General features: G+C 75.8%; 8 protein-coding genes and 1 pseudogene. 4 read left to right on the forward strand and 5 right to left on the reverse strand.

The window, feature by feature from the left end:
* Positions 1-32: 32 nt before the first annotated feature.
* Positions 33-6,236: pseudogene (locus D7318_RS07540) on the reverse strand (SDR family NAD(P)-dependent oxidoreductase); the annotation flags it as partial.
* A 479-nt stretch (positions 6,237-6,715) separates the two neighbouring features.
* Between D7318_RS07540 and D7318_RS07545 the strand changes: the two are divergent.
* Entirely contained in the window at positions 6,716-8,854 is a 2,139-nt protein-coding gene (locus tag D7318_RS07545; RefSeq protein ID WP_120696067.1) for an MMPL family transporter, read from the forward strand.
* Positions 8,855-8,884: 30 nt separating this feature from the next.
* Here D7318_RS07545 and D7318_RS07550 read toward each other — a convergent pair whose 3' ends face one another.
* Both D7318_RS07550 and D7318_RS07555 read right to left on the reverse strand, forming a co-directional pair.
* On the reverse strand, positions 8,885-18,406 hold the full coding sequence (locus D7318_RS07550; RefSeq protein ID WP_120696068.1) for a type I polyketide synthase: 9,522 nt from the start codon (positions 18,404-18,406) through the stop codon (positions 8,885-8,887).
* Between the two features lie 168 nt (positions 18,407-18,574).
* Positions 18,575-19,747 carry an acyl-CoA dehydrogenase family protein gene (locus D7318_RS07555; protein ID WP_230423481.1) on the reverse strand — a complete coding sequence of 391 codons (1,173 nt, stop codon included), beginning with the start codon at positions 19,745-19,747 and terminating at the stop codon, positions 18,575-18,577.
* 314 nt (positions 19,748-20,061) lie between these two features.
* Between D7318_RS07555 and D7318_RS07560 the strand changes: the two genes are divergently transcribed.
* Both D7318_RS07560 and D7318_RS07565 read left to right on the forward strand, forming a co-directional pair.
* Entirely contained in the window at positions 20,062-20,844 is a 783-nt protein-coding gene (locus tag D7318_RS07560; RefSeq protein WP_120696070.1) for an AfsR/SARP family transcriptional regulator, read from the forward strand.
* Between the two features lie 96 nt (positions 20,845-20,940).
* On the forward strand, positions 20,941-21,879 hold the full coding sequence (locus tag D7318_RS07565; RefSeq protein ID WP_120696071.1) for an aminoglycoside phosphotransferase family protein: 939 nt from the start codon (positions 20,941-20,943) through the stop codon (positions 21,877-21,879).
* A 16-nt stretch (positions 21,880-21,895) separates the two neighbouring features.
* On the opposite strand, the gene D7318_RS07570 is transcribed toward D7318_RS07565, so the two are convergent.
* Entirely contained in the window at positions 21,896-23,401 is a 1,506-nt protein-coding gene (locus tag D7318_RS07570; protein ID WP_120696072.1) for a ketol-acid reductoisomerase, read from the reverse strand.
* A 90-nt stretch (positions 23,402-23,491) separates the two neighbouring features.
* On the opposite strand from D7318_RS07570, the gene ilvY reads away from it, so the two are divergent.
* Entirely contained in the window at positions 23,492-24,355 is an 864-nt protein-coding gene (gene ilvY / locus D7318_RS07575; protein ID WP_120696073.1) for an HTH-type transcriptional activator IlvY, read from the forward strand.
* Between the two features lie 203 nt (positions 24,356-24,558).
* On the opposite strand, the gene D7318_RS07585 is transcribed toward ilvY, so the two are convergent.
* Positions 24,559-25,236 carry a class I SAM-dependent DNA methyltransferase gene (locus tag D7318_RS07585; protein WP_120696074.1) on the reverse strand — a complete coding sequence of 226 codons (678 nt, stop codon included), beginning with the start codon at positions 25,234-25,236 and terminating at the stop codon, positions 24,559-24,561.
* Between the last annotated feature and the right edge of the window lie 197 nt (positions 25,237-25,433).

Consider the following 25,433-nt stretch of genomic DNA (forward strand, 5'->3'; position numbering starts at 1 on the left):
CCCTCTTCCGGGGCGAGGTGGCCCAGCAGGTGCTCGGCGAGCGCGGTGGGCGTGGGGTGGTCGAAGACCGCGGCGGCGGGCAGCCGCACGCCGGTGTCGGCGCCCAGGCGGTTGCGCAGCTCGACGGCGGTGAGCGAGTCGAACCCGGCGTCGCGGAAGGACCGTTCGGGCCCGATGTCGCGGACCCTGCCATGGCCGAGGACCACCGCGGCGTGCTCCCTGACCAGGTCGAGCAGCGTCCGCAGCCGCTCCTCGGGGTCGGCGGCGGCCAGGCGCCGCCTCAGCTCGTCCGCGCCCGGCGCGCCCCCGCCGCGCGCTCCCCCGGCGGCGCGGCGCGCCGGGGCGCGCACCAGCGCGCGCAGCAGCGGCGGCACGCCGCCCTCGGCCGCGGCGCGCGCCCTGAGCGCGGCCAGGTCGAGGCGGATGGGCGCGACGGCGGGCTCGCCCAGGTCGAGCGCGGCGTCGAACAGCGCGAGCCCCTCGGCCGAGCCGAGCCCGCGGATGCCGGTGCGCTCCATGCGGGCCAGGTCGCCATCGCCCAGGTCCGCGGTCATGCCGCTGGCCTCCGCCCACAGGCCCCAGGCCAGCGACACGGCGGGCAGGCCCCGCGCATGGCGGCGCTCGGCGAGGGCGTCGAGGAACGCGTTGGCCGCCGCGTAGTTGGCCTGCCCCGCGGTGCCGAGGACACCGGCGGCCGACGAGAACAGCACGAAGGCGTCCAGGTCGGCGTCCGCGGTCAGCTCGTCGAGCGCGACGGCGGCGTCCACCTTGGGGGCGAGGACGCGTTCCACCTGGGCGTCGGTGAGCGCGCCGACCACCGCGTCGTCGACCACGCCCGCCATGTGGACCACGGCGCGCAGGGGGCGTTCGGCGGGGACGGCGGCGAGCGCCTTGGCGAGCGCGGCGCGGTCGGTGACGTCGCAGGCCACCAGGTCGACCGTGGCGCCGCGCTCCGAGAGGGCCGCGGCCCACGCGGCGGCGCCATCGGCGGCGGGGCCGCGGCGGCTGGTGACCAGCAGGTGCCGCACGCCGTGCGCGGTCACCAGGTGCTCGGCGACCAGCCGCCCCAACGTGCCGGTGCCGCCCGTGAGAAGGACGGTGCCGCGCGGGTCCCACCGGCGGGGGTGGGTGAGGACGACCTTGCCGATGTGCTTGGCCTGGCTGACGAAGCGGAACGCCTCGGGCGCGGACCGCATGTCGAACGCGTGGACGGGCAGCGGGGACAGCGCGCCCGCGACGAACAGCTCCCTGACCGCCGCGATCAGGTCCGCGATGCGGTCGGGCCCGGCCTCCAGGAGGTCGAACGCCTGGTAGGAGACGCCGGGGAACGCCGCGGCGACGGTCTCGGGGTCGCGGATGTCGGCCTTGCCCATCTCAAGGAAGTGGCCGCCGCGCGGGAGGAGTTCGAGGGAGGCGTCGATGAACTCCCCGGAGAGGGCGTTGAGTACGACGTCCACGCCCTCGCCCCCGGTGGCGGCCAGGAACGCCTCGCGGAAGTCCAGCGTGCGGGACGAGGCGATGTGGTCGTCGTCAAGGCCGAGTTCGCGCAGGGTGCCCCACTTGCCCTCGCTCGCCGTGGCGAACACCTCGGCGCCCAGGTGGCGGGCCACCTGGATGGCGGCCATGCCGACGCCACCCGCGCCCGCGTGGATCAGGACGCGTCGGCCCGCGCGGAGCCCGGCCAGCTCTCGCAGGCCGAGCCACGCGGTGAGGAAGACCACCGAGACGCCCGCGCCCTCCTCGGGCGACCAGCCGTCGGGGAGCCGGGTCAGCAGGCGGGCGTCGGCGACGGTGCGGGTGGCGAAGCCGCGCGGCACCATGCCCATCACGGCGTCGCCAGGGGCGAGTCGCGCCACCCCCGGGCCCGTCTCCAGGACGGTGCCCGCGACCTCGTCGCCCAGCCAGGGGGCGGCCTCGCCCGAGTACATGCCGAGGGCGATCAGCACGTCGCGGAAGTTGAGGCCTGCGGCGCGGACATCGATCCGCACCTGGCCGGGCTCAAGGGGCGCGTCGGCCTCGGGGCAGCCGACCAGGCGCAGATTCTCCAGGGTGCCGCCGCCCCCGGCGTCCAGGCGCCAGGTGCCGGGGGGCGGGACGAGGCGGTCGCCGCGCGCGGCGCGGACCAGGCGGGGGGCGAGCGGCTCGGCGCCCTCGCCGGTGAGCCGCGCCTCGTCCTCGCCCGAGGCGACGGCGGCGGCCACGGCGTCGGGCGAGGGATCGCCCTCGGCGGCCACGAGCGCGAGGCGCCCGGGGTTCTCGGCGCGCGCGGAGCGGACCAGTCCGGTGACGGCGGCGTGGGACAGCGTTCCACGGTGGGTGACGAGCGCGAGCCGCGCGTCGGCGAGGCGCTCGTCACCGAGGAACTCCCGCAGCAGGGCCAGCGTTTCGCCGACCGCCTCGCGCGGCGACGCGTCGCGGCGCACACGCGCGACAACCAGCCCAGGGACCGGGTCGCGCTCCGCGAGGGCGGTCAACGCGCCGGGTCCCGGCGGGAGTTCGGCGGCGAGCGGGGTGATGGCCCCGGGGTCGGCGGGGGCGGGCACCCAGTCGACGCGGTAGAGCGACCGCGCGGCGGGCCCCGCCGCCCCCGGCGCCTCGTCGGCGGGCTGCCGCAGGGTGAGCGAGGCGATGGCGGCGAGCGGGCGCCCCTCGGCGTCGGCGAGGGTGACGGCGACCGTGCCGCTCCCCGCCGGGGCCAGGCGCACGCGGGCCGCGGCGGCGCCCGAGGCGAACAGCTCGGCGCCCTCGAAGGAGAACGGCAGCACCGGGCGCCCGTCCGTGGCCACCAGGCCCGCGAGGGCGACGGGGTGGAGCGCGGCGTCGAGCAGCGCCGGGTGGAGGCCGAAGCCCGCCGGGTCGCCGCCCTCGGGCAGCGCCACCTCGGCGAACACCTCGTCGCCGCGCCGCCACACCGCGCGCATCCCCTGGAACAGCGGGCCGTAGCACAGGCCTTCGGCGGCCAGCCGCTCATAGGCGCCGGTGAGGTCGATCGGCTCGGCGCCCTGCGGCGGCCAGGCGGTCAGGGTGGCGTCGGGGCCCGCGGCGCCCTGGCCCCGGGGGGCGAGGACGCCGGAGGCGTGGCGGGTCCAGGGCGCGCCGTCGTCGCCTTCGGCGTCCCCGTCGTCGCCTTCGTCGGGCCGCGCGTGCAGGGCGAACGGGCGGCGCCCCGCGTCGTCCGCCTCGTCCACGGTCACCTGCACGCGCACGGCGCCGCGTTCGGGCAGCACCAGGGGGCTCTGGAGGGTCAGCTCCTCCACCGCGGGGCACCCGGCCTCGTCGCCCGCGCGCACCGCCATGTCGAGCAGCGCAGCGCCCGGCACCAGGGCGTGCTCGCCGATCCTGTGGTCGCCGAGCCAGGGCAGCGCGGCCATCGAGAGCCGCCCGGTGAGCACCAGGCGCCCGCCGTCCGCGAGCGTCACGGCGGCGCCGAGCAGCGGGTGGCCCGGGGAGCGCAGGCCGAGCTCGGCCGCGGCCCCCGCGCCGCCGCGCTGCCGCCGCAGCCAGTAGCGCTCGGCCGTGAAGGCGTAGGTCGGCAGGTCGACCCGGCGCCCGCCAGGCAGCAGCGCGGCCCAGTCGACGGGGGCGCCCGTGACCCAGAGACGGGCCAACGCCTCGACGGCGGTGGCGGGTTCGGGCCTGTCGCGGCGCGCCATGGCGACCGCGGCGACCTCGTCGCCCAGGGTCTCGGCCGCCATGCCGGTGAGCGCGCCGTCGGGGCCGATCTCCAGCAGGTGGCGCACGCCCAGGTCCCCGGCCTCGCGCACGGCGTCGGCGAACCTGACGCTCTCGCGCACATGCCGCACCCAGTAGGCGGCCGTCGTCCAGTCGCCCTCGTCGGCGCGGCGCCCGGTGAGCGTGGAGATCACGCCGGTGGCGGGCCGCCCGTAGGAGATGCCCTCGGCCACCGCGCGGAACTCCGCGAGCATCGGGTCCATCAGCGGCGAGTGGAACGCGTGGCTCACCCGCAGCCGCTTGGTCCGCGCGCCGCGGGCGGCCAGCACATCGGCCACCGCCGTCACCACGTCCTCCGGGCCCGAGACGACCACGGACGAGGGGCCGTTGACCGCCGCGACGCCCGCGACGCCCTCGTGGCCCGCGAGCTCGGCCAGCACATCGGCCTCGGGGGCGCCGATGGCCACCATGGCGCCGCCCGGCGGCAATTGGTCCATCAGCCGACCGCGCGCCGCGACCAGGGCGCACGCGTCGGGCAGCGACAGGATCCCGGTGACATGGGCCGCGGCGATCTCGCCGACCGAGTGCCCGAGCACGACATCGGGCCGCACGCCCCAGGACTCGACGAGCCGGAAGAGGGCCACCTCGAAGGCGAACAGCGCGGGCTGCGCCCACTCCGTGCGGTTCAGGGTCTCCTGGTCGCCCTCGAACACGACGGCGCCGAGCGGCCCCGGCAGCAGGGGGTCGAGCACGGCGCACACCTCGTCCCACGCGGCGGCGAACGCCGGGTGCGCGGCGTGCAGTTGACGGCCCATGCCGATCCGCTGGGAGCCCTGGCCCGCGAAGACCAGGCCCACCCGACCGGCGTCGGCGCGCACCTCGCCCATGACCACCCCAGGCGCGGCGCTCCCGGCCGCCAGCGCCTCGACCCCGGCGAGCAGCTCGGGGCGCCCCTCGCCCACGACGACCGCGCGGTGCTCGAACGCCGTGCGGGTGGTGGCCAGGGACAGGCCGATGTCCGCGCCGGTGGCGGCCTGCCCAGGCCCCTCGGCGAACGCGCGCAGCCGCTTCGCCTGCGCGCGCAGCGCCTCGTCGCCCCGCGCCGAGAGCACCCACGGCACGGGCGCCCCCGTCGCGGCCTCGGCGGCGGGGGGCGCGTCAGCCGCCTCGGGCGCGGGGGCCTCCTCCAGGATCAGATGGCAGTTGGTGCCGCTGATCCCGAACGACGACACGCCCGCCCTGCGCGGCCGCTCGCCCGCGGGCCAGGCGCGCGCCTCCGTCAGCAGCTCGACCGCGCCCGCCTCCCAGTCCACGTGGGACGAACGGCGTTCGGCGTGCAGGGTCCTCGGCAGCACGCCGTTGCGCAGCGCCATCACCATCTTGATGACCCCCGCCACCCCGGCGGCGGCCTGGGCATGGCCGATGTTGGACTTCAACGAGCCGAGCCACAGCGGCCGTTCGGCGTCCCTGCCCTGGCCGTAGGTGGCCATCAGGGCGTGTGCCTCGATGGGGTCGCCGAGCTTGGTGCCCGTGCCGTGCGCCTCGACCGCGTCCACCTCGGCGGCGGCCAGCCTGGCGTTGGCCAGCGCGGCGCGGATGACCTGCTCCTGTGCCTCGTCGTTGGGCGCGGTCAGGCCGTTGCTGGCGCCGTCCTGGTTCACCGCGGAGCCCCGGATCACCGCGAGGACGCGGTGGCCGAGGCGCTGTGCGTCGGAGAGGCGTTCGAGCAGCAGGACGCCCACGCCCTCCGCCGGGCCGAACCCGTCGGCGTCCTCGGAGAACGCCTTGCAGCGGCCGTCGCCCGCGAGGGCCTGCTGGCGGCTGAGGCCCACGATCCAGTTGGGCGCGGACATCACGGTGACGCCGCCCGCGAGCGCCGTCGAGCACTCGCCGAGCCGCAGCGCCTGCACGGCCAGGTGCAGCGCCACCAGGGACGAGGAGCACGCGGTGTCCACCGTGACGGCGGGGCCGCGCAGGCCCAGGGTGTAGGCGACGCGCCCCGACATCACGCTCGTGGTGTTGCCGACGGCCAGGTGGCCCTCGACGCCGCTGGGCGCGGGGTCGCCGAACGGGGGCGCGTACTCCTGCGGCACGCCCCCGAAGAACACGCCGACGTCCGCGCCGCGCAGGGCGGCGGGCAGCGTGCCCGCGCGTTCGAGCGCCTCCCACGAGGTCTCGAGGAGCAGCCGCTGCTGCGGGTCCATCGCCAGGGCCTCGCGCGGCGAGATCCCGAAGAACTCCGCGTCGAACGACGCCGCGTCCGCGAGGAAGCCGCCCGCCCGCACATAGCTCTTGCCGGTGGACAGCGGGTCGGGGTCGTAGAGCCCCGCCACGTCCCAGCCACGGTCCTCCGGCAGCGGGGAGACGCCCTCGGCCCCCTCGGCGACCAGCCGCCAGAGGTCATCGGGCGAGGTCACGCCGCCGGGGAGGCGACAGGCCATGGAGACGACGGCCACCGGCTCGTGGTTCCTGGCCTCGGTGTCCGCCAGGCGCTGGCGGACCTGGCGGAGATCGGCCGTCACCAGCTTGAGATAATCGCGGAGTTTTTCTTCGTTGGCGGACATCGAAAAGCACTCCCGGACGCGGCGTTAAGGGCGGCAGAGCGGTATCCATGGGCCATGTGCAAAGAGCCGAAGGTCTCATCGCGCGCGAAAGGACACACCTTTCGCACGGCTCGGCATAGCGGCGCCCCCGGGGCGGGTCGATTTCCCGGCGGGCACCCTGGAACGCCCCCTGTGTGTGTTCCCCTGGATCCTGCGTGGTCTGGGGCCGATTCTGCGCCGGTGCGGGGGGCGGCACCTCGGGGCTCACCCCCAGCCGGTACCCCAGACTCCGCCCCCTCGGGGGGCGAACTCCCTGCGCAGGGGCCCCTTGTGGAGGCGCGAACCACCCCGGGCGGGCGCCGGAAGGACCCAGGCCAGGCGCCGGCGAGGGGCGGGCGCCGCGGCGTTCGGCCACGCCGGACATCGCACGCGTACGCCCCCTTTCACGGACATCGCGGACGCCATTGCGAGCGCTTCGGAGGCTGCGATTCCATCGGGACATGGAACGGTTCCTGGACAATCTCGGTCGACTGTCCGCCCGGCGCCCCTGGCACACTCTCGGCTGCTGGCTGATCGCGGCGGTGGCACTTCTCGCGCTCGGCCAGTCGGCGGGCACCACTTTTGTCAACGACCTCAGATCGCCAGGGGCCGAGTCACAGGACGCGACCGATGTGGCCCGTGAGCACATTCCGGAATTCGGCGCCGCGAGCGCCCAGGTGGTCTGGCGCCTCGGCGACAGCGGCGGCGGCTCGGGCCAGGCGCGGGACGCCATCGACGCGATGCTGGCCGAGATCGCCGGGCAGCCGGACGTGGCGGGCGTGGACGAGCCCGTTCCCAGCCCCGATGGACACGCGGGCATGGCGGGCGTCAACTACGCCCTGGGACTCGACGCGTTGGGCAACGAGCACTACGAACGCCTCGAGGACGCCGCCGCTCCCGCCGTCGCAGCGGGCGTGGACGTCGAGTTCCGCGGCATGGTCGTGGACCTGGCCACCGGCACCCCTTCGAGCACCGCCGAGTACATCGGGCTCGCCGTGGCCGCGATCGTGCTGGTCGTCGCGTTCGGCTCGGTCGTCGCCGCGGGCCTTCCGCTGCTCGTGGCCGGGCTCGGCATCGCGGTGGGCATGGCCCTGGTGCTGCTCGCCGGCACGGTGCTCGACATGCCCGCCGCCGCGCCCGTCATCGCGATGATGCTGGGCCTCGGCGCGGGCATCGACTACGCGCTGTTCGTCCTGACCCGGTTCAGGACCGACCTGGCCGAGGGCGGCGACCCCGTCACCGCGGCCGGGCACGCCACCGCCGTCGCGGGCCACGCCGCGGTGTACGCGGGCGGCACGGTGGTCCTCGCGATCCTCGGCCTCCACCTCGCGGGCATCCCCTTCGTCGGCGCGCTCGGCACGGCCGCCGCCATCACCGTCGCGCTGACCGTCGTCGCCACGGTCACCGCGCTCCCCGCGCTGCTCGGCCTCCTCGGGCACCGCGTCGACGCGCTGCCGCTGCCCGCGCTGACCCGGCGCGGCGCCGCACGCCGCCGGTCGACGCCACGGCGCGCCAGGGGAGTCGACGAGAGCGCATGGACGTTCCGCTGGGGGCGGCACGTCCAGCGCCACCGCGTCCTGTATGTCATCGGCTCGACGGCCCTGCTCCTGCTGATGACGCTGCCGCTGCTGTCGTTGCGGCTCGGCACGCCCGACGACGGCAGCCAGCCCGGCGAGCTGACGCAGCGCCGCGCCTACGACATCGTCACCGAGCACTGGGGCGCGGGCTGGAACGCGCCGCTGATCATGACCGTCAGGGGCGCCGACGAGGCCGGGCTACGGGACTTCGCCGCGGCCCTCGAGACCGACCCCGAGGTGCGACTGGTCGACGAGCCGCGGCCCAGCGAGGACGGCGAGGTGGCCATCGTGACCGCGGTGCCGCACAGCGCGCCGCAGGACGAGGCCGTGACCGAGCTGGTCCACCGCATCCGCGACGACACCGGGCCCGCGACGCTCGCGGCCTCGGGCGGCGAGGTGCTGGTGGGCGGCCCGACCGCGGTGGTCATCGACCTCGCCGAGGTCATCGGGGAGCGGCTGCCCTGGGTGGTCCTCGCGGTGGTCGGCGCGGGCATGCTGCTGCTGTTCGCCATGTTCAGGGCGCCGTTGATCGCGCTCAAGGCCGCGCTGATGACGCTGCTGTCCATCGGGGTGTCGTTCGGCGTGGTCACGGCCGTCTTCCAGTGGGGCTGGGGCATCGAGCTGCTGGGCCTCGACAAGAGCGTGCCGATCGTCTCGGCGGTGCCGATGCTGCTGTTCGCGGTGCTGTTCGGGCTCTCGATGGACTACGAGGTGTTCCTGCTCTCGGCCATCCGCGAGTCCTACGACCACGGCGAGGACGCGCACCGCGCGGTGGTCTCGGGAATCGGCTCGACCGCGCGGGTCATCACCTGCGCGGCGATCATCATGGCGGTCGTCTTCTTCAGCTTCTCCACGCTGCCCGACACCCTGGTCAAGATGGCCGGGATCGGCCTGGCGACCGCCGTCGTCATCGACGCGACGCTCATCCGCATGGTGCTGGTCCCCGCGCTGATGAGCCTGCTCGGGGACCGGGCGTGGTGGCGGCCCCTCAGCCGCCCGCACGGGCACGACCGCGCGGACTGACCCGGGGGCCCCGATGTCAGGGCGCCGGGATCACTCGATGCCCAGCTCCATGTCGATGAGCGCGAACATCTCGTCGTCGCTCGCCGACCCCAGCTCGTCACCGACCCCTGGCGCCCCCGCGCCGCCCGGCGCGGTCCCCTCGACCTCGCCGAGCAGCGTCCGCAGCCGGGCCGCGACCGCGAGCCGCGCGTCCTGGTCGGCGCCCAGCGCGGACACCGCGGCCCGCAGCCGGTCCAACTCGCCGAGCACGGCCGCCGCTTCGCCCGCCGACGGCGCGCCGTCCGGCGGGAACAGCTCGCCGTGCAGGCGCTCCGCGAGCAGCGCGGGCGTGGGGTGCCTGAAGATCACCGTGCTGGGCAGGCGAAGACCGGTCGCGGCGTTGATCCGGTTGCGCAGCTCGACGGCGGTGAGCGAGTCGAAGCCGACCTCGCGGAAGGACCGTTCGGGGTTGACGTCGGCGGCCGTGCCGTGCCGCAGCACGGTCGCCGCGTGGGAGCGCACCAGGTCGAGCAGCGCGCGCCGCCGCTCGTCGGGCGTGGCGTCGGCCAGCCTGCCCGTGAGCGAGCCGTCCCGGGACGCGGGCGACTCGGCCGCGGCGGCGGCCCTGCGCCTGGGCGCGGCGCCGCCGAGCCCGTTGAGCCCGTTGAGCACCGCGGGCAGGACCCCGGCCGCGGCCTGCTCGCGCAGCCCCTCGGGGTCGAGGCGGGCCGCGACGAGCGAGGGATCGCCCCCCGTGAGCGCCGCGTCGAGCAGCGCGAGGCCCTCGTCCGTCTCCAGCGGGGCGACGCCGGTGCGGGCCAGGCGGCCGATGTCCTGCTCGTCCAGGTGCCCTGTCATGCCGCTCGCCTCCCGCCACAGGCCCCAGGCCAGCGAGACCGCGGGCAGGCCGCGCTCCGCGCGGCGGCGGGCGAGGGCGTCGAGCGCGGCGTTGGCCGCGGCGTAGTTGGCCTGGCCCGCGGTGCCGAGCACCCCGGCGACCGAGGAGAACAGCACGAACGCGTCCAGGTCGGCGCCCTCGGTCAGCTCGTCGAGCAGCTGCGCCGAGCGGGTCTTGGCCCGCAGCACCCGCTCGACCCGCGCGGGCGTCAGGTCGTCGAGCACCGCGTCGTCGAGCAGCCCCGCGAGGTGGAACACCGCGCCGAGGGGCCGCTCGCGCGGGATGCCGTCGAGCAGCGCGGCCAGCGCGTCGCGGTCGCTCGCGTCGCACGCGGCGACGGCCACCTCGGCGCCGAGACCGGTGAGTTCGTCGACGAGGGCGCCCGCGCCGTCCGCCGCGTCCCCGCGCCTGCTCGTCAGCAGCAGGTGGCGCACCCCGTGCCGGGTGACCAGGTGGCGGGCCACCAGCGCGCCCAGCGTTCCGGTGCCGCCGGTGAGCAGGACGGTGCGGGACGGGTCGAGCGGCCGGGGCGCGGTGAGCACGATCTTGCCGATGTGCTCGGCGCGGCGCATCGTGTCGAACGCGTCGGGCGCCTGCGCCAGCGGCCAGCCGCGCAGCGGTGGCGGGGTCAGGGCGCCTTCGGCGAACAGCTCCATGAGCCGTGGCAGCACCAGGCCCACGCGCCCGGCGTCCTCCGTCATCAGGTCGAAGAACCGGTAGCGGACGCCGGGGTGTTCGCGGGCGACGGCCTCGGCGTCGCGCACATCGGTCTTGCCCATCTCCACGAACCGCCCGCCGCGCGGCAGGAGCGCGAGGGAGGCGTCGGTGAACTCGCCGCTGAGGGCGTTCATCACCACGTCCATGCCCTCGCCGCCGGTCGCGGCCAGGAAGGCGTCGCGGAAGCGCACGTCGCGGGTGGAGGCGATGTGGTCGTCGTCGAGGCCGAGGCCGCGCAGCACATGCTGCTTGGCCGGGCTCGCGGTGGCATAGACCTCGGCGCCGACGTGCCGGGCGATCTGGAGGGCGGCCAGGCCGAGGCCGCCGGTGGCGGCGTGGACAAGGATCCGGTCGCCGCGGCCGAGGCCGCCGAGCTCGACCAGGCCCATCCAGGCGGTCAGGAAGATCACGGGGACGGCGGCGCCGCGCTCGAACGTCCAGCCATCGGGCAGCGGCACCAGCGTCCTGGCGTCGGCCACGGCCATCGGGCCCATGGCGCCAGGGATCATCCCCATCACCCGGTCCCCGACGGCGAACCGGGTCACCCCGGGGCCCACCTCGACGACGGTGCCCGCGCCCTCGACGCCCATCTCGGCCTCGCCGGGGAACATGCCGAGCCCGATCACCACGTCGCGGAAGTTGAGCCCGGCCGCGCCCACGGCGACGCGGACCCGTCCTGGGGCCAGCTCGTCGCCCGCGGCGGGCGAGGGCACCGCGGCCAGGTTGTCGAGCGTGCCCACGGCGGTGACATCGACCCGCCAGTGCCCCGCCGGCGGCGGCGGCAGCACCCTGCGGACGGCCCTGGCCAGCCGGGGCACGGCGATCTCCCCGGCGCGCACGCGCAGTTCGGGCTCGTCGGGGCGGGCCGCCACCGCGGCGGCGGCCGCTCCGAAGGCCGCGTCGTCGGCGCCGCCCACGAGGTGGACCAGCGCGAAACGGCCCGGGTTCTCCGTCTGGGCGCTGCGCACCAGCCCCGCGACGGCGGCCTGCGCGGGCCCGTCACCCACCAGGGCGAACGCCAGCCGCGCGGCGCCGAGCCGCGGCCCGGCCAGCCACTCCTGGGCCAGCGCCAGCGCGCCGGTCACCGACGCCTGGACGTCGGGGCCTTCGTCGAAGGGCGCCACGACCACGCCGGGCACCGGGGTCGGCAGGGCGTCGAGCGAGGGCATGTCGCGGCCCAGGACGCACCAACGCGCCGCGCTCTCCTGGGAGTCGGGGCGCCCGTGGACGGGAGACGCGACCCACTCGACGCGGTGGAGCCCGTCGGTGACGGGCGCCGCGGCCGCCGCCCCGCGCGGCACCTCGCGCAGCGCGAGCGCCTCGACGGCGGCCAGCGGGCGGCCCGCCACATCGGCCACCAGGACCCGCACCGAGTCATCGCCGTCCGGGGTGAGCCGGACGCGCGCCGCGGCGGCGCCCGCGGCGTGGATCTCGACCCCCGACCAGGCGAAGGGCAGCGCGAGCCCGGCCGCGTCCTCGCCCGCGCGGTCGAGCAGGGCGCCGTGCAGGCACGCGTCGAGCAGCGCCGGGTGCAGCCCGTACCCGGCGGCCTCGGCATGCTGCTCGGCGGGCAGGGCCACCTCGGCGAACACCTCGTCGCCGCGCCGCCACGCCGCCCGCAGGCCGCGGAAGACGGGCCCGTACTCGTAGCCGAGCGCGGCGAGTTGCGGGTAGAGCTTGTCGAGCGCGACGGGCTCGGCGCCCGGCGGAGGCCAGGCGGTGAGGTCGCCGCTCGCGCCGTCGTCGTCCATGGTCTCGGCGCCGAGACCCTGGGTGAGGAGGCCGGTGGCGTGCGTGGTCCAGGGCTCGCCCTCGGCGTCGGCGGGGCGGGAGTGGACGGTGAAAGGGCGCCCCGCGGCGGGGCCGTCGGCGTCACAGGGGCCGCCCACGGCGATCTGGAGGTGGACGCGGCCGCGTTCGGGGAGCGCGAGGGGCGCCTGGAGCGTCATCTCCTCCAGCCGGTCGCAGCCCGCCTCCTCCCCGGCGCGCAGGGCCAGCTCGACGAACGCGGTGCCCGGCAGCAGGACGCTTCCCGAGACGGCGTGGTCGGCGAGCCACGGGGTGTCGCGCGGCGAGAGCGTCGCGGTCAGTAGCGCGCCATCGGCGCCCGCGAGCGGCACGGCGGTCTCGGCCAGCGGGTGGACGCGTTCGACGCCGCTCCTCGCGGGGGTGTCCATCCAGTAACGCCGGTGCTGGAACGCGTAGGTGGGCAGCTCGACCGTGCGCGCGCCCGACCCGGCGAACGCGGCCGACCACGTGACGTCGGCGCCGTGCACATGGGCCTCGGCGACGGAGGTGAGGAAGCGCTCCCGGCCGCCGTCGTCGCGCCGCAGCGAGCCGACCGCGGCGATGTCGGCGTCGGCGTTCTCCTGGATGGCCATGGCGAGCACGGGGTGGGCGCTGGCCTCGACGAAGAGGGAGTGGCCCTCCTCGATCAACAGCCGGGTCACACCGGCGAATTCGACGGTCCGCCGCAGATTCTCGAACCAGTACCCGGCGTCCAGCTCGGGCCCCTCGACCACGCCACCGGTCACGGTGGAGTGGAACGGCACCAGGGAAGGGCCCGCGACGACCGCGCCGAGCTCGTGCAGCAGGCGTTCGCCCACCGACGCGACGACGGAGTGGTGCGACGCGTAGTCCACGGGGATGCGCCGCACCCGCACCCCGTCGGCCTCCAGGGCGCCCATCAGCGCGGCCAGGCCCTCGTCGCCGCCCGAGACAACCGTTGAGCCGGGCCCGTTCACCGCGGCCACCTCGAGATCGCCGCCGACGCGTTCGAGCCACTCCTCGACCTCGCCCACCGGCAGCCCGACCGACACCATCCCACCCCGGCCCGCCAACTCCTCGGCGATCACCCGGGATCGCACCGCGGCCACCCTGGCCCCGTCGGCCACGGAGAGCACGCCCGCCACCACCGCGGCGGCGATCTCCCCCTGGGAGTGGCCCACCACGGCCGAAGGCCGCACCCCGAACGACTCCCACAGCCGCGCAAGCGACACCATCACCGCCCACAGCACGGGCTGCACCACATCCACCCGCCCGAGCGACTCCGCAGACCCCAACGCCTCATGCAGATCCCACTCCACCCAGGGCGCCAACGCCTCCCCACACTCCCCGAGGGAATCCGCGAACACCGGGAACTCCGCCGCCAGTTCACGCCCCATCCCCACCCACTGCGAGCCCTGCCCCGGGAAGACGAACACGGGCCCGGTGGGCGAGACGGGTCGGACGCCGAGGACGGTGGAAGGGGGTTCACCGCCCTCGGCGAGCTGGGTGAGCCCTTCGAGCAGCCCGGCGCGCTCCCGGCCCACGAGCACGGCCCGGTGCTCCATCGGCGCGCGCGTCGTGGCGAGGGACCAGCCGATGTCGGCGACCCCCGCCCCTGGGCGCTCCCGAACGAAGTCCCGCAGCCGCGCGGCCTGGTGGGCCAGCGCCTCGGGGGTCCGCGCGGACACGGGCCAGACGGTCACCCCGGGGTCGGCCGCGGGCGCGGGCGCGTCCGTGGGGGCGGTGGCCGGGGCGGCCTCGACGATGATGTGCGCGTTGGTGCCGCTGATGCCGAACGACGACACGCCCGCCCTGCGCGCCCGCCCGGTCTCCGGCCACTCCCGCGCCTCGGCCAGCAGCGCGACGGCGCCCGCCGACCAGTCCACATGCGGCGATGGCCGGTCGATGTGCAGGGATCCCGGGAGCGTGCCATGGCGCATGGCCATGACCATCTTGATGACCCCGCCCACGCCGGCCGCGGCCTGGGCATGGCCGATGTTGGACTTCAACGAGCCGAGCCACAGCGGCCGTTCGGCCTCCCGGTCCTGGCCGTAGGTGGCGAGCAGGGCGTGCGCCTCGATCGGGTCGCCCAGGGTCGTCCCCGTGCCGTGCGCCTCGACCGCGTCCACGTCGGCGGCGGCGAGGCCCGCGTCGGCCAGCGCGGCGCGGATGACGCGCTGCTGGGAGAGGCCGTTGGGCGCGGTGAGGCCGTTGCTCGCGCCGTCCTGGTTGATCGCGGAGCCGCGCAGCACCCCGAGCACGGGGTGCCCGGCGCGGCGGGCCTCGGAGAGCCGCGTCAGCACGAGCATGCCGACGCCCTCGGCCCACCCCGTGCCGTCGGCCGACGCGGCGAACGCCTTGCACCGCCCGTCGCCCGCCAGGCCGCGCTGGGTGCTGAACTCGAGGAACATGCCAGGGCTCGACATGACCGCGACGCCGCCCGCGAGGGCGAGGGAGCAGTCGCCGTGGCGCAGCGCCCGGGCGGCCAGGTGCAGCGACACCAGGGAGGAGGAGCACGCGGTGTCGACCGTGACGGCGGGGCCTTCGAGGCCCAGGGTGTAGGCGACGCGCCCCGACAGCACGCTGTTGGCGTTGCCCGTGAGGATCTGGCCCTCGAAGCCCTCGGGCGCCTGGTCGAGCCGGGAGCCGTACTCCTGCGCCATCGCGCCGACGAACACGCCCGTCGGCGTGCCGCGCAGCGACGCGGGGACGATCCCGGCCCGTTCGACGGCCTCCCACGAGGTCTCCAGAAGGAGCCGCTGCTGCGGGTCCATGGTGAGGGCCTCACGCGGGGAGATCCCGAAGAACGCGGCGTCGAACTCGGCGGCGCCGTCGAGGAATCCGCCCTCGCGCACATAACTCGTGCCGGGGCGGGTCGGGTCGGGGTCGTAGAGCGCGTCCAGGTCCCAGCCGCGGTCGGTGGGGAACCCGCCGATGGCGTCGGTGCCTTCGGCGACCAGACGCCACAGGTCGTCGGGCGAGTGGACGCCGCCGGGGTAGCGGCAGGCCATGCCGACGATGGCGATGGCGTCGCCGTCGTCGGCCGCCGCCCCGGGGTCCGCCGTGTCCTCGGCGGCGGCGTTCCCCGGGGCGGCGGGCGCCGCCGGGGCCGCGGCTCCGGCGCCATCGGTCAGGCGCCGCCGCAGGTGCCCGGCCAGGGCGTCAGGGGTGGGGTGGGAGAACAGCACGTCCGATGGCAGGCGGAGCCCGGTGGCGGCGCCGACGCTGTTGCGCAGCTCGAGCGACATGTGGGAGTCGAGCCCGGCCTCCTTGAACGTGGCGGACTCCCCGACGCGCGCCGCGTCGCGGTAGCCGAGCACGGCGGCGGCGTGGCGGCGGACCAGGCCGAGCAGGTGGCGGTGCTGCTGCTCGGGGCCACGGCCGCTCAACTCCACCGCGAGACCGTCGGGCACGCCGGGCGCGAAGGGCAGGGGCGGCCGGGGCGCGGCGGTGGCCCGTGGCGTTCCACCGGCCGGGGCGGCGCTGGTCCCCGTGCCGGTCGCGGCGCCGCCGGGGGTGCCGGTCAGCCAGTGGCTCTCGCGCTGGAAGGCATAGGTGGGCAGGTCGACGACGCGGGCGCCCGACCCGGCGAAGGCCGACGACCAGTCGACGCCCGCGCCATGGGCCCACGCGCCCGCGGCGCCCGCGAGGAAGCGCTCGCGGCCGCCGTCGTCGCGGCGCAGCGAGCCGACCGCGGCGGCGTCGGCGCCCAGGGCCTCGGCCGTCTCGGTGATGCTGGCGCACAGGACGGGATGGGCGCTGGCCTCGATGAAGAGGGGGTGCCCCTCCTCGATCAACAGCCGGGTCACACCGGCGAATTCGACGGTCCGCCGCAGATTCTCGAACCAGTACCCGGCGTCCAGCTCGGGCCCCTCGACCACGCCACCGGTCACCGTCGAGTAGAACGGCACCCGGGACACCCCGGCCGCCACGGAGCCCAGCTCGCCGAGCAGCCGGTCGCCCACGGACGCGACGACGGAGTGGTGCGACGCGTAGTCCACGGGAACGCGGCGGACCCGCACGCCCTCGGCCGCCAGGGCGCCCATCAGCGCGGCCAGGCCCTCGTCACCGCCCGAGACAACCGTTGAGCCAGGCCCGTTCACCGCGGCCACCTCGAGGCCGCCGCCCAGGCGTTCGAGCCACTCCTCGACCTCGCCCACCGGCAGCCCGACCGACACCATCCCACCCCGGCCCGCCAACTCCTCGGCGATCACCCGGGATCGCACCGCGGCGACACGGGCGCCCTCACCGACCGACAGCACACCCGCGACCACGGCCGCGGCGATCTCCCCCTGGGAGTGGCCCACCACGGCCGAGGGCCGCACCCCGAACGACTCCCACAGCCGCGCAAGCGACACCATCACCGCCCACAGCACGGGCTGCACCACATCCACCCGCTCGAGCGACTCCGCAGACCCCAACGCCTCGTGCAGATCCCACTCCACCCAGGGCGCCAACGCCTCCCCACACTCCCCGAGGGAATCCGCGAACACCGGGAACTCCGCCGCCAGTTCACGCCCCATCCCCACCCACTGCGAGCCCTGCCCCGGGAACACCAGCACGGGCCCCGGCGACGAGGGCGCCCACGCGGGGGCCGTTCCGCGCACGACGTCGGCGGACGGCTCGCCCTCGGCGAGGGCCTGGGCCGCGGCCAGCAGCCGGTCGGTGCCCGAGCCGAGGAGAACGGCCCGGTGGCGCAGGGCGGTTCGGGTGGTCGCCAGGGAGTGCCCGATGTGCGAGGGCGGGGTGCCAGGCCGGTCGAGCAGGGCGTCGCGCAGCCGCGCGGCCTGGGCCCGCAGCGCCTCGGGGGTGGCCCCCGAGAGGGCCCAGGGCACCACGGCCGCCCCGCCCGTGGCCTCCTCCGCCGCCGCGGGGCGCGGCTCGGCGGGCAGATAGGCGGCGGGACCCTCCACCACCACATGGCAGTTGGTGCCGCCGAGCCCGAACGACGAGACGCCCGCCAGGCGTCGCCCGGGCGGCGCGGGCCAGGCGCCGCGGTCGGTCTGCACGCGCAGGTTGAGGGCGTCGAGCGGGATGCGCGGGCTCGGCGCGGAGTGGTGGAGGCTCGCGGGCAGCTCGCCGTTGCGGATGCCGAGCACGACCTTGAGCAGCCCGGCGATGCCCGCCGCGCCCTCGAGGTGGCCGACGTTGGACTTGAGCGAGCCCACGCGCACCGGGTCCCCCGAGGGCCTGGACGCGCCGACGACCGCGCCGAGGGCGGCGGCCTCCACGGGGTCGCCCACGGGGGTGCCGGTGCCGTGCAGCTCGACGTACTGGACGTCGGCGGGCTCGGTGCCGCCCCGCGCGTGGGCCAGGCGCAGCACCTCCTCCTGGGCGGCGCGGCGGGGCGTGGAGAGCGTTTCGCCGCCGCCGTCGTTGTTGACGGCGCTGCCGCGGATGACGCCGAGCACGCGGTCGCCCGCGGCGAGCGCGACGGCGAGCGGCTTGAGCACCAGCACGGCGCCGCCCTCGCCGCGCACATAGCCGTCGGCGTCGGCGTCGAACGCGCGGCAGCGCCCGGTGGGCGAGAGCGCGCCCATGCTGGCCGAGGTCGCGGGGGACCCGGGCCCGGTGATGAGGTTGACGCCGCCGACGAGCGCGGCGGTGGCCTCGCCGCGGCGCAGGGCCTCGCACGCGAGGTGGACGGCGACCAGCGAGGAGGACTGGCCGCTGTCCACGGTGAGGCTCGGGCCCGTCAGGCCGAGGACATAGGAGAGGCGGTTGGCGAGCATGGCGCGGCGCGTGCCGGTGAACGCGTGGGGCGTCAGCGCCTCGCCGCCGATCCGGGTGGTCAGCTCGGCGTAGTCGTCCCAGATGGCCGAGGCGAACACGGCGGTCCTGGTCTCGCGCAGCGCGGCGGGCACGATGGCGGCGTTCTCCAGCGCCTCCCAGGCCAGCTCCAGGAGCAGCCGCTGCTGCGGGTCCATCGCGGCGGCTTCCCTGGGGGCGATGCCGAAGAACTCCGGGTCGAACGCGTCGACCCGCTCGAGCCAGCCGGCCTGGAGCGTCGCGGAGGCGTCGAGCCCGAGCGCGCCCCTGCGGGCCTCGGGGATGTCGCCGACGGCGTCGACGCCCTGGGTGAGCAGCCGCCAGAACTGTTCGAGACCGGCCGCCCCGGGCAGACGGCAGGAGGCGCCGACCACCGCGACGGGGGCGCAGGGGCGCTCTTCGTCCGACTTCTCAACCGACATACGCTCAGCTCCCGCGGACCGTGTGACCTGTGCTTTTGCCATGCGCGCGGCGATGTGGCCGCGTGGTGACGGTGTGATTGTGGGCCGGTGCCCCCCGGGGTCGGCTCGGGTCGGCCTCTGGCCACACCCCAGACATCCCCGGGGGGGCGCGTTCGGAGTGGGGCGCGTTCAGATGCGCTTGGCGACCGGGACGACATACCGCCGGTACATCAGGTCGCGCAGGACGTCGTCGCCGCCCTCGATGATCGAGACATGGCGCATGTCGCGCAGCAGCTTGCCGATCATCAGCTCGTCGGTGTAGCCGAGGCCGCCGAACATCTCGGAGCCCGCCGCCGCGATGGCCCAACCCGCCTGGCCGCAGAACATCTTGGCGGTGATCGCGGACTTCAGCGTGCCATGCCCGAGGAACGCGCCCGCCGGGTCGGGCCCCGCCATCACGGCGTCGAACTCGCGGGCGGCGGTGCGGCAGACGTCGCGCATCGCGGAGATCCGCATCTCCATGTCGGCGAGCTTGGCGCCGAAGACCTGGTTGGCGGCCAGCTTCCCGCCGCCGAGCGACTTGCGCCTGCCGTACTCCATGCACAGGTCGCGGACGCAGCGGGCGACGCCGACCCCGGTGGCGGCGATGAGGACGCGGCTGGCGTTGAGGCCGATCTCGAGCAGCCGCAGCCCGGAGCCTTCGAGGGCGTTGGCCGCGGGGACGCGGCAGTTGTCGAGCGACACCTGGTACGTGCCCGATGAACGGAGCCCGATCATGCTCCATCTGCGCCGCATGCGGATGCCGGGGGTGTCGCGCGGCAGGATCACCGCCACATGCTCCGCGTGGTCCTCGCCCCTGCGGGCGATGACGACGAGGAAGTCGGCGAAGTCGGCGTTGGTGGAGAAGAACTTCTCGCCGCTGACCACGAGTTCGTCGCCGTCCAGGGTGGCCGTCGTGGTGATCCTGGCCAGCTCGCTGCCCGCCGCCTGCTCGCTGCCGAGGGTGGCGCAGAAGCCGCCGCGCCCGGCGAGCGGCGCGAGGAAGGCGCGCCGGGTGTCCTCGCCGCCGTAGAGGGAGACCATGGTCGTCCCGAGGACGGAGATGAACGCGGTGAACGCCACGCCCGCGTCGCCGTAGGCGAGCTCGGAGACGATGTCCACGCCCTGTTCGAGGCCGAGACCCCGGCCGCCCAGGTCCTCGGGCAGCCACCAGTTGGCGAGGCCGATTCCCCGGAACTTCTCATGGATCGGAAAAGGAATTTCCCTCGAGGTGTCAAGATCCGTTTGTCTTCCGATGAGTTCCGCGCGGACGAACTGCCTGACCTCGTGGATAACCTCTTCGGGCGCCACCTGGCTGCTCACTCGCATCCACTCCTTCGGGATCTCGCTTCCGCCCATCGATTCTGTGGGGCCCCCGGGGACCCAGGGCCGGTGCCGTCCCCTGGCCAGACCCCGGCCCCCGGGGGCCCAGGGCCCGGGGCTTCGCCCCGGCAATTCCCCGGCCTTCCGCCCGATTCGGGGGGCCAGGGGTTTCCCCCAGCCGCACCCCAGAACGCTTATGCGCCGCTTGAGCCGCAGGCCGCGCGGTGCGCAGAATGACGACCGGACATGGAAGCGGGGAATTCTTTTTTCCTTCCCGACCGCCCGACGTGCCCGACCGATCCAGGGGGAACCTCATGCGTTACGAAACTCTGGGTGCCGTCCGCATCATCGGCCCCGAGGGACCGATGGGCGTCAACGCGCACAAGAGAAGGGTGCTGCTGGCGGCGTTTCTCGCCAGGTCGGGCCGGGTCACGTCGATGCCGCAGCTCATCGGCGAGATCTGGGGAGGTGACGCGCCGCGCCGCGCGAGGGCGTCCCTGCACGTCTATGTCTCGCAGCTGCGGAAGGTCCTGCACCACGACGCGCGCGAGCGGGGCCCCATCCGCACCGAGCCCCTGGGGTACTCCTTCCACCTGGGCCAGGACGAGTACGACGTCCAGGACTTCGAGCGGCTGGTCAACGCCGGGCGGCACGCCATGTCGCTCGGCGACGCGGCGACGGCGCTCGGCCGCGTCAAGGAGGCCCTGGCGCTGTGGCGGGGGCCCGCGTTCGAGGGCGTGAGCGAGGGGCCGATCCTCACGGCGTATGTGAAGTGGCTCGAGGAGATGCACCTGGAGTGCCTCGAGCTCAACGTCGAGGCACATCTGCGGCTCGGGCAGCACCGCGAGATGGTGGCCCCGCTGCACACGCTGACCGCCGAGCACCCGCTGCGCGAGAAGTTCTACCTCCAGCTGATGCTGGCCCTGCACCGCTCCGAGCGGCAGGCCGAGGCGCTCGCGGTGTACCGGACGGCGCGGCGGCGCATCAGCAGGGAGCTCGGCGTCGAGCCGTGCCGCCCGCTGCGCGACGCGCACCAGGCGATCCTCACGGGCCAGGACGCCCAGCCGCTCTCGGCGGCGGGCTCGCGCGGATGGTGAACGGGCGGATGGTGAACGCGTGGATGGGGAGCGGCCGTTGGTGAGGGCGCGGGAAAACGCGTTGCGCGCGCCCCTGGCCCGCGCGATGCTCCCGGCATGGTCGACGACCCTCCCCGCGACGGCCGCGCGGGCATCGACGCGGCGCTGGTCGGGCGGCTGATCGCCGCGCAGTTCCCGCGCTGGCGCGACCTGCCGGTGACGCCCGTCGAGGTGGACGGCTGGGACAACAGGACCTATCGCCTGGGCACCGAGCTGACCGTCCGCCTGCCCACGGCCGAGGGCTACGCGCCCGCGATCGCCAAGGAGCACCGCTGGCTGCCCGCGCTCGCGCCGCACCTGCCCCTGCCGGTGCCGCCGATCGTGGCGCGGGGCGCGCCGGGCGAGGGCTACCCGTTCGCCTGGTCGGTGCGCGGCTGGCTCGAAGGCGAGGTCACCACCGCCGAACGCGTCGCCGACATGCGCCGGTTCGCGCGCGACCTCGCGGCGTTCCTGCGGGCCCTGTGGCGCGTCGATGCCACCGGCGGCCCGGTCGCCGGGGCGCACAGCTTCCACCGGGGCGCGCCGCCCGCGCACTACGACGGCGAGACCCGTCGCGCCCTGGCCGCGCTGGCGGGCCTGAGCGACGCCGGGATCGACGCCGGGATCGACGCCGAACGCGCCGCCGCCGTCTGGCGGGACGCGCTCGACGCGACCTGGCGGGGCGCCCCCGTGTGGTTCCACGGCGACATCGCCGCGAACAACCTGCTGGTCAGGGACGGCGAGTTGGCGGCCGTCATCGACTTCGGCACCTCGGGCGTGGGCGATCCGGCGTGCGACCTGGTGATCGCCTGGACGCTGTTCACGGGCGCCGCCCGCGAGGCGTTCGCCGAAGGCGTCGGGCAGGACGAGGGCACCTGGGCGCGCGCCCGCGGCTGGGCGCTGTGGAAGGCGGCGATCTCCCTGGAGGGCGCGCTCGACACCGACCCCGTGGGGGCCGCCCACCACCGCCGGGTGATCGAGGAGGTCCTGGCGGACCACGCCGCCCACGCCCCGTGACCGCGCGCCGCCCGGGTCAGCTCACCGCGATGTCCACCGAGGGGCGCAGCCGGGCCGCGGCGGCCAGCGCCTCGTGCACCGGGTGGCGCGCGAACGCGGCCGCCGGGTCGTCGGGGCCCGGCGCGTCCCCGCGGCCCAACGCCGGGAGGACGAGCTGCTCGCACGCCGCCTGGAAGCGCGGCCCCCAACGCCGGGCGCCCAGGCGGGCGGTGCGGGAGCAGTTGTCCACCATGTACGCGACATCGCGGGCGTGCATGGAGGGGAGCAGGGAGTCGACGGCCTCGATGACGGACTCGTTGACGATCTCCGACCAGGGGTGGCCGCGTTCGGCGAACTCGTCGACCTGCGCCGTCATCGTCGCCACGAACACCCCGGCCGTCAGCGGGTCGACGGGTGGCTCGCCCGCGCCGCGCCCGGCGCGCGCCCGGTCGCCCACCGCCCACATGGGGGAGCCGCCGATCGGCGGCAACGGGCGTTCGGCCAGGCGGCGTTCGGCCAGCACCACCCCGCGCAGCTCGTTGCCGTCGGCGACCTCGTCGTAGATCTCGGCGATCAGGTCGCGCGCGGGCCCGTGGGCGGCGCGGTAGGCCCGGTCGAACGCCTCGCGCCCCGCCGGTCCCAGCCCGTCCCGCACGGCGCGCAGCCCGTCGCGCGAGATCGTGCGGGCGATCGGCCCGGTCACATTGGCGCAGGAGCGTTCATAGGCGGTCACCGGATCGTCGCCGCCGAGCAGGAAGTGACGGTACAGGGCCTCCACCAGGCCATGGACCGCGCCGAGCAGGATGCCGCGCTCGCCGACGGTGTCCGAGCGGTACTCGTTCTCCAGCGTGGTGCGGAACGTGCAGGGGGAGCCGAGCGCGACCGACCACGCGAGCGAGCGGTCGGTGGCGCGGCCGTCCGGGTCGGCGTGGACGGCGAAGCTGGCGTTGATCCCCGCGCCGTTGATGTGCGCGCCCTGCTCGTAGAGGCGGCGCACCGAGTCGCCCATCCCCTTGGGGCACACCGCGACCACGGGGTGGCCCGGCGGGAAGTCGCCGCCGGTGGCGGTGAGATGGCCGAGCAGGAAGCCGTGCGAGAGGCCGAGGGTGGCGCCGGGGCGGAGAGCGGCGAAGAGCGCGCGGTGGTGGGTGGCGAGCGCGGCGTCCGCGATGAGCGCCAGCACCAGGTCGGCCGTCGCGGCCACGGCGAGCCAGTCGCCCAGGGTGCCGTTCTCCTCGGTGAAGCCATGGGCGCGGGCGTCGGCGGCCGAGGCAGAGCCGGGGCGCAGGCCCACGACCACCTCGATGCCGGTGCCCGTGAGGGAGTCGCGCAGGTTGCGGGCCTGGGCGCGGCCCTGGGGGCCCCAGCCGAGCACGGCGACGCGCCGCACCCCTTCGAGGGCGCGCGGCAGCAGCGGGAACAGATGCCGCCCGCCGCGCAGGATCGTCTCGGTGCCGCCGGGAACCTCCATGGTCTCGAGCGGGAAGACCGCCGAGGTGAAGGAGTGGGTGGTGTGGGTCCGGGGGGTGTGGGTCTCTGCCATGGGGCGGTTGTAGGCTCCGCGATGCGATTGCGGCAAGCGCAACCAACGCAGCGGGGCGTTGCGTTCCCTGAAAGGGCGAGGTGGAGGCGGGTGCTCGACGACCACAGGGACCTGAGGACGTTCCTCCACCTGGCGCGCACGCTCAACTTCGGGCGCACCAGCGCCGACTGCCATGTCAGCCCGGCCACCCTCACCAGGACCGTGCAACGCCTCGAGGCGCGCGTGGGGCGCCGACTGTTCGACCGGGGGCCGCGCGGGGTGGCGCTGACCGTGGAGGGGCACCGCTTCAGGGAGTACGCGGTGCGCGCGCTCGAGCTCTGGGACGCCTACCGCGCGGCCGGGCCGCTCCAGGGCGAGCTGACCGGCTCGCTCCGGGTGTTCGCGACGGTGACCGCGTGCCAGGCGCTGCTGCCGGGGCTGCTCGCGCCGTTCCTGGCGGCGCACCCCGGGGTGCGGCTGGACCTCAGGACGGGGGACGCGGCGGCGGCGCTCGCGCGGCTCGACGAGGGCGAGGTGGACGCGGCCGTCGCGGGCCTGCCGCCGCGCCTGCCCGAGCCGTTGGTCAGCAGGACGGTGGCCACCACCCCGCTGGTCTTCGTGACCGCGCGCGACCGCGCGGACGACGGGCTCGGCGGCCCGTTCGTGCTGCCGCACCGGGGGCTGGTCAGGGAGGCGGCCGATCGCTGGCTGCGCCGCACGGGCCGCTCCCCCGCCCTCGCGGCCGAGCCCGAGGGGCACGAGGCACTGCTCACCCTGGTCGCCCTGGGGTGCGGCACCGGCATCGTGCCGCGCCTGGTCCTCGACACCAGCGCGGTGCGCGACCGGCTGGCCGTCGTCCCGTCCGGGGTGGCGCCCGCGCCGCTCACGGTGGGCCTGTGCGTCCGGCGGGCGGACCTGCGCCGCCCCCAGGTCGCGGCGCTGTGGAGCCTGACGGCGCCCGACCGGGACGGCTGAGAGCCCTCGCCGGGAACTCCTCGGAAAACCGCGCCCGGCGCCCGGCGGAACGTCCCCCGCACGGCCCCCCGCGGGGCGCGCCCCCGACGCGCGCCTGCACGGCGGCCTCGCCCACACCCCCGAGTCGCTGCGCCGGATCTTCGCCCCGCTCACCGAGGTCGAGCCGCGCCGCGCCGCATGCGCCAGCAGCCCGCGAACTCGGCCTACTTCGGGGAGTCGTTCCTCTGGACGGGGCTGTTCCGGCGCCCGATGACATAGCCCTGCGGCGCCTTCTCGCCCTCCCGCGCCCGACGCACCGCCGTGGTCAGCACGTCGAACCCCGCCGCGGTCAGCAGCTCCCCCAGCTCCTCGGGCCGCTGCCGGTACCAGTGGAGGCGCACCGCCTGCCCGAACGCCTCGGTGCGCTCGGAGTGTTCGTCGCCGACCTGGAAGACCAGCATCAGGTGGCCGCCGGGCGCGAGCACCCGGTGGAACTCGGCGAACAGCGCGGGCCGCAGCTCCCACGGCACATGGATGATCGAGTACGCGGCAAGCACCCCGCCGAGCGCGCCGTCCTCGAGGTCGAGGGACAGCATCGAGCCCACCTCGAACCGCAGCGCCGGGTAGGTGCGGCGGGCCAGGGCGACCATCCCGGGCGACAGGTCGACGCCGAACGCGTCGAGCCCCATCCCCACCAGCGCGTCCGTCAACCACCCGGGCCCGCACCCCACATCGGCGACCCGGCCGCCCCCGGCCTCGGTCACCAGCTCGGCGAACACCCCGTACAGCGCCCGGTCGAGCGGCCTGTTGTCCAGGTCGAGGCCGCCGAACGCCTCGGCGTACGGCTCGGCCAGCGCGTCATAGGAATCGCGCGTCGCGTCGAGAAAGTCGAACTCCGCCACGAGTCAGGACCCTAGCCCGTCCCCCTCCGCCGCCCTCACGGTGCTCGGGTCACGGTGACCGTCGCCCTGAGCTTGTTCTTTTTCTTCTGGCCTCGAACGGTGTCCCGAACGTGGTCACTCACCTGGGCATTCGCCTGACATGAGGGCGGCCTTCGTCTGATCCTGTGCTCCGTCACGAGGAGAACCAGTCGAAGGCC

This window comes from Streptomyces radicis (genome assembly GCF_003626575.1).
In the GTDB taxonomy this organism is placed as follows: Bacteria; Actinomycetota; Actinomycetes; order Streptomycetales; family Streptomycetaceae; genus Streptomyces; species Streptomyces radicis.

What these genes read in the sequence shown, in the direction of transcription:
- D7318_RS07545 (WP_120696067.1), top strand. Translation starts at nt 6,716, where the DNA reads ATGGAACGGTTCCTGGACAATCTCGGTCGACTGTCCGCCCGGCGCCCC.
- D7318_RS07560 (WP_120696070.1), top strand. Translation starts at nt 20,062, where the DNA reads ATGCGTTACGAAACTCTGGGTGCCGTCCGCATCATCGGCCCCGAGGGA.
- D7318_RS07565 (WP_120696071.1), top strand. Translation starts at nt 20,941, where the DNA reads ATGGTCGACGACCCTCCCCGCGACGGCCGCGCGGGCATCGACGCGGCG.
- D7318_RS07570 (WP_120696072.1), bottom strand. Translation starts at nt 23,401, where the DNA reads ATGGCAGAGACCCACACCCCCCGGACCCACACCACCCACTCCTTCACC.
- D7318_RS07550 (WP_120696068.1), bottom strand. Translation starts at nt 18,406, where the DNA reads ATGTCGGTTGAGAAGTCGGACGAAGAGCGCCCCTGCGCCCCCGTCGCG.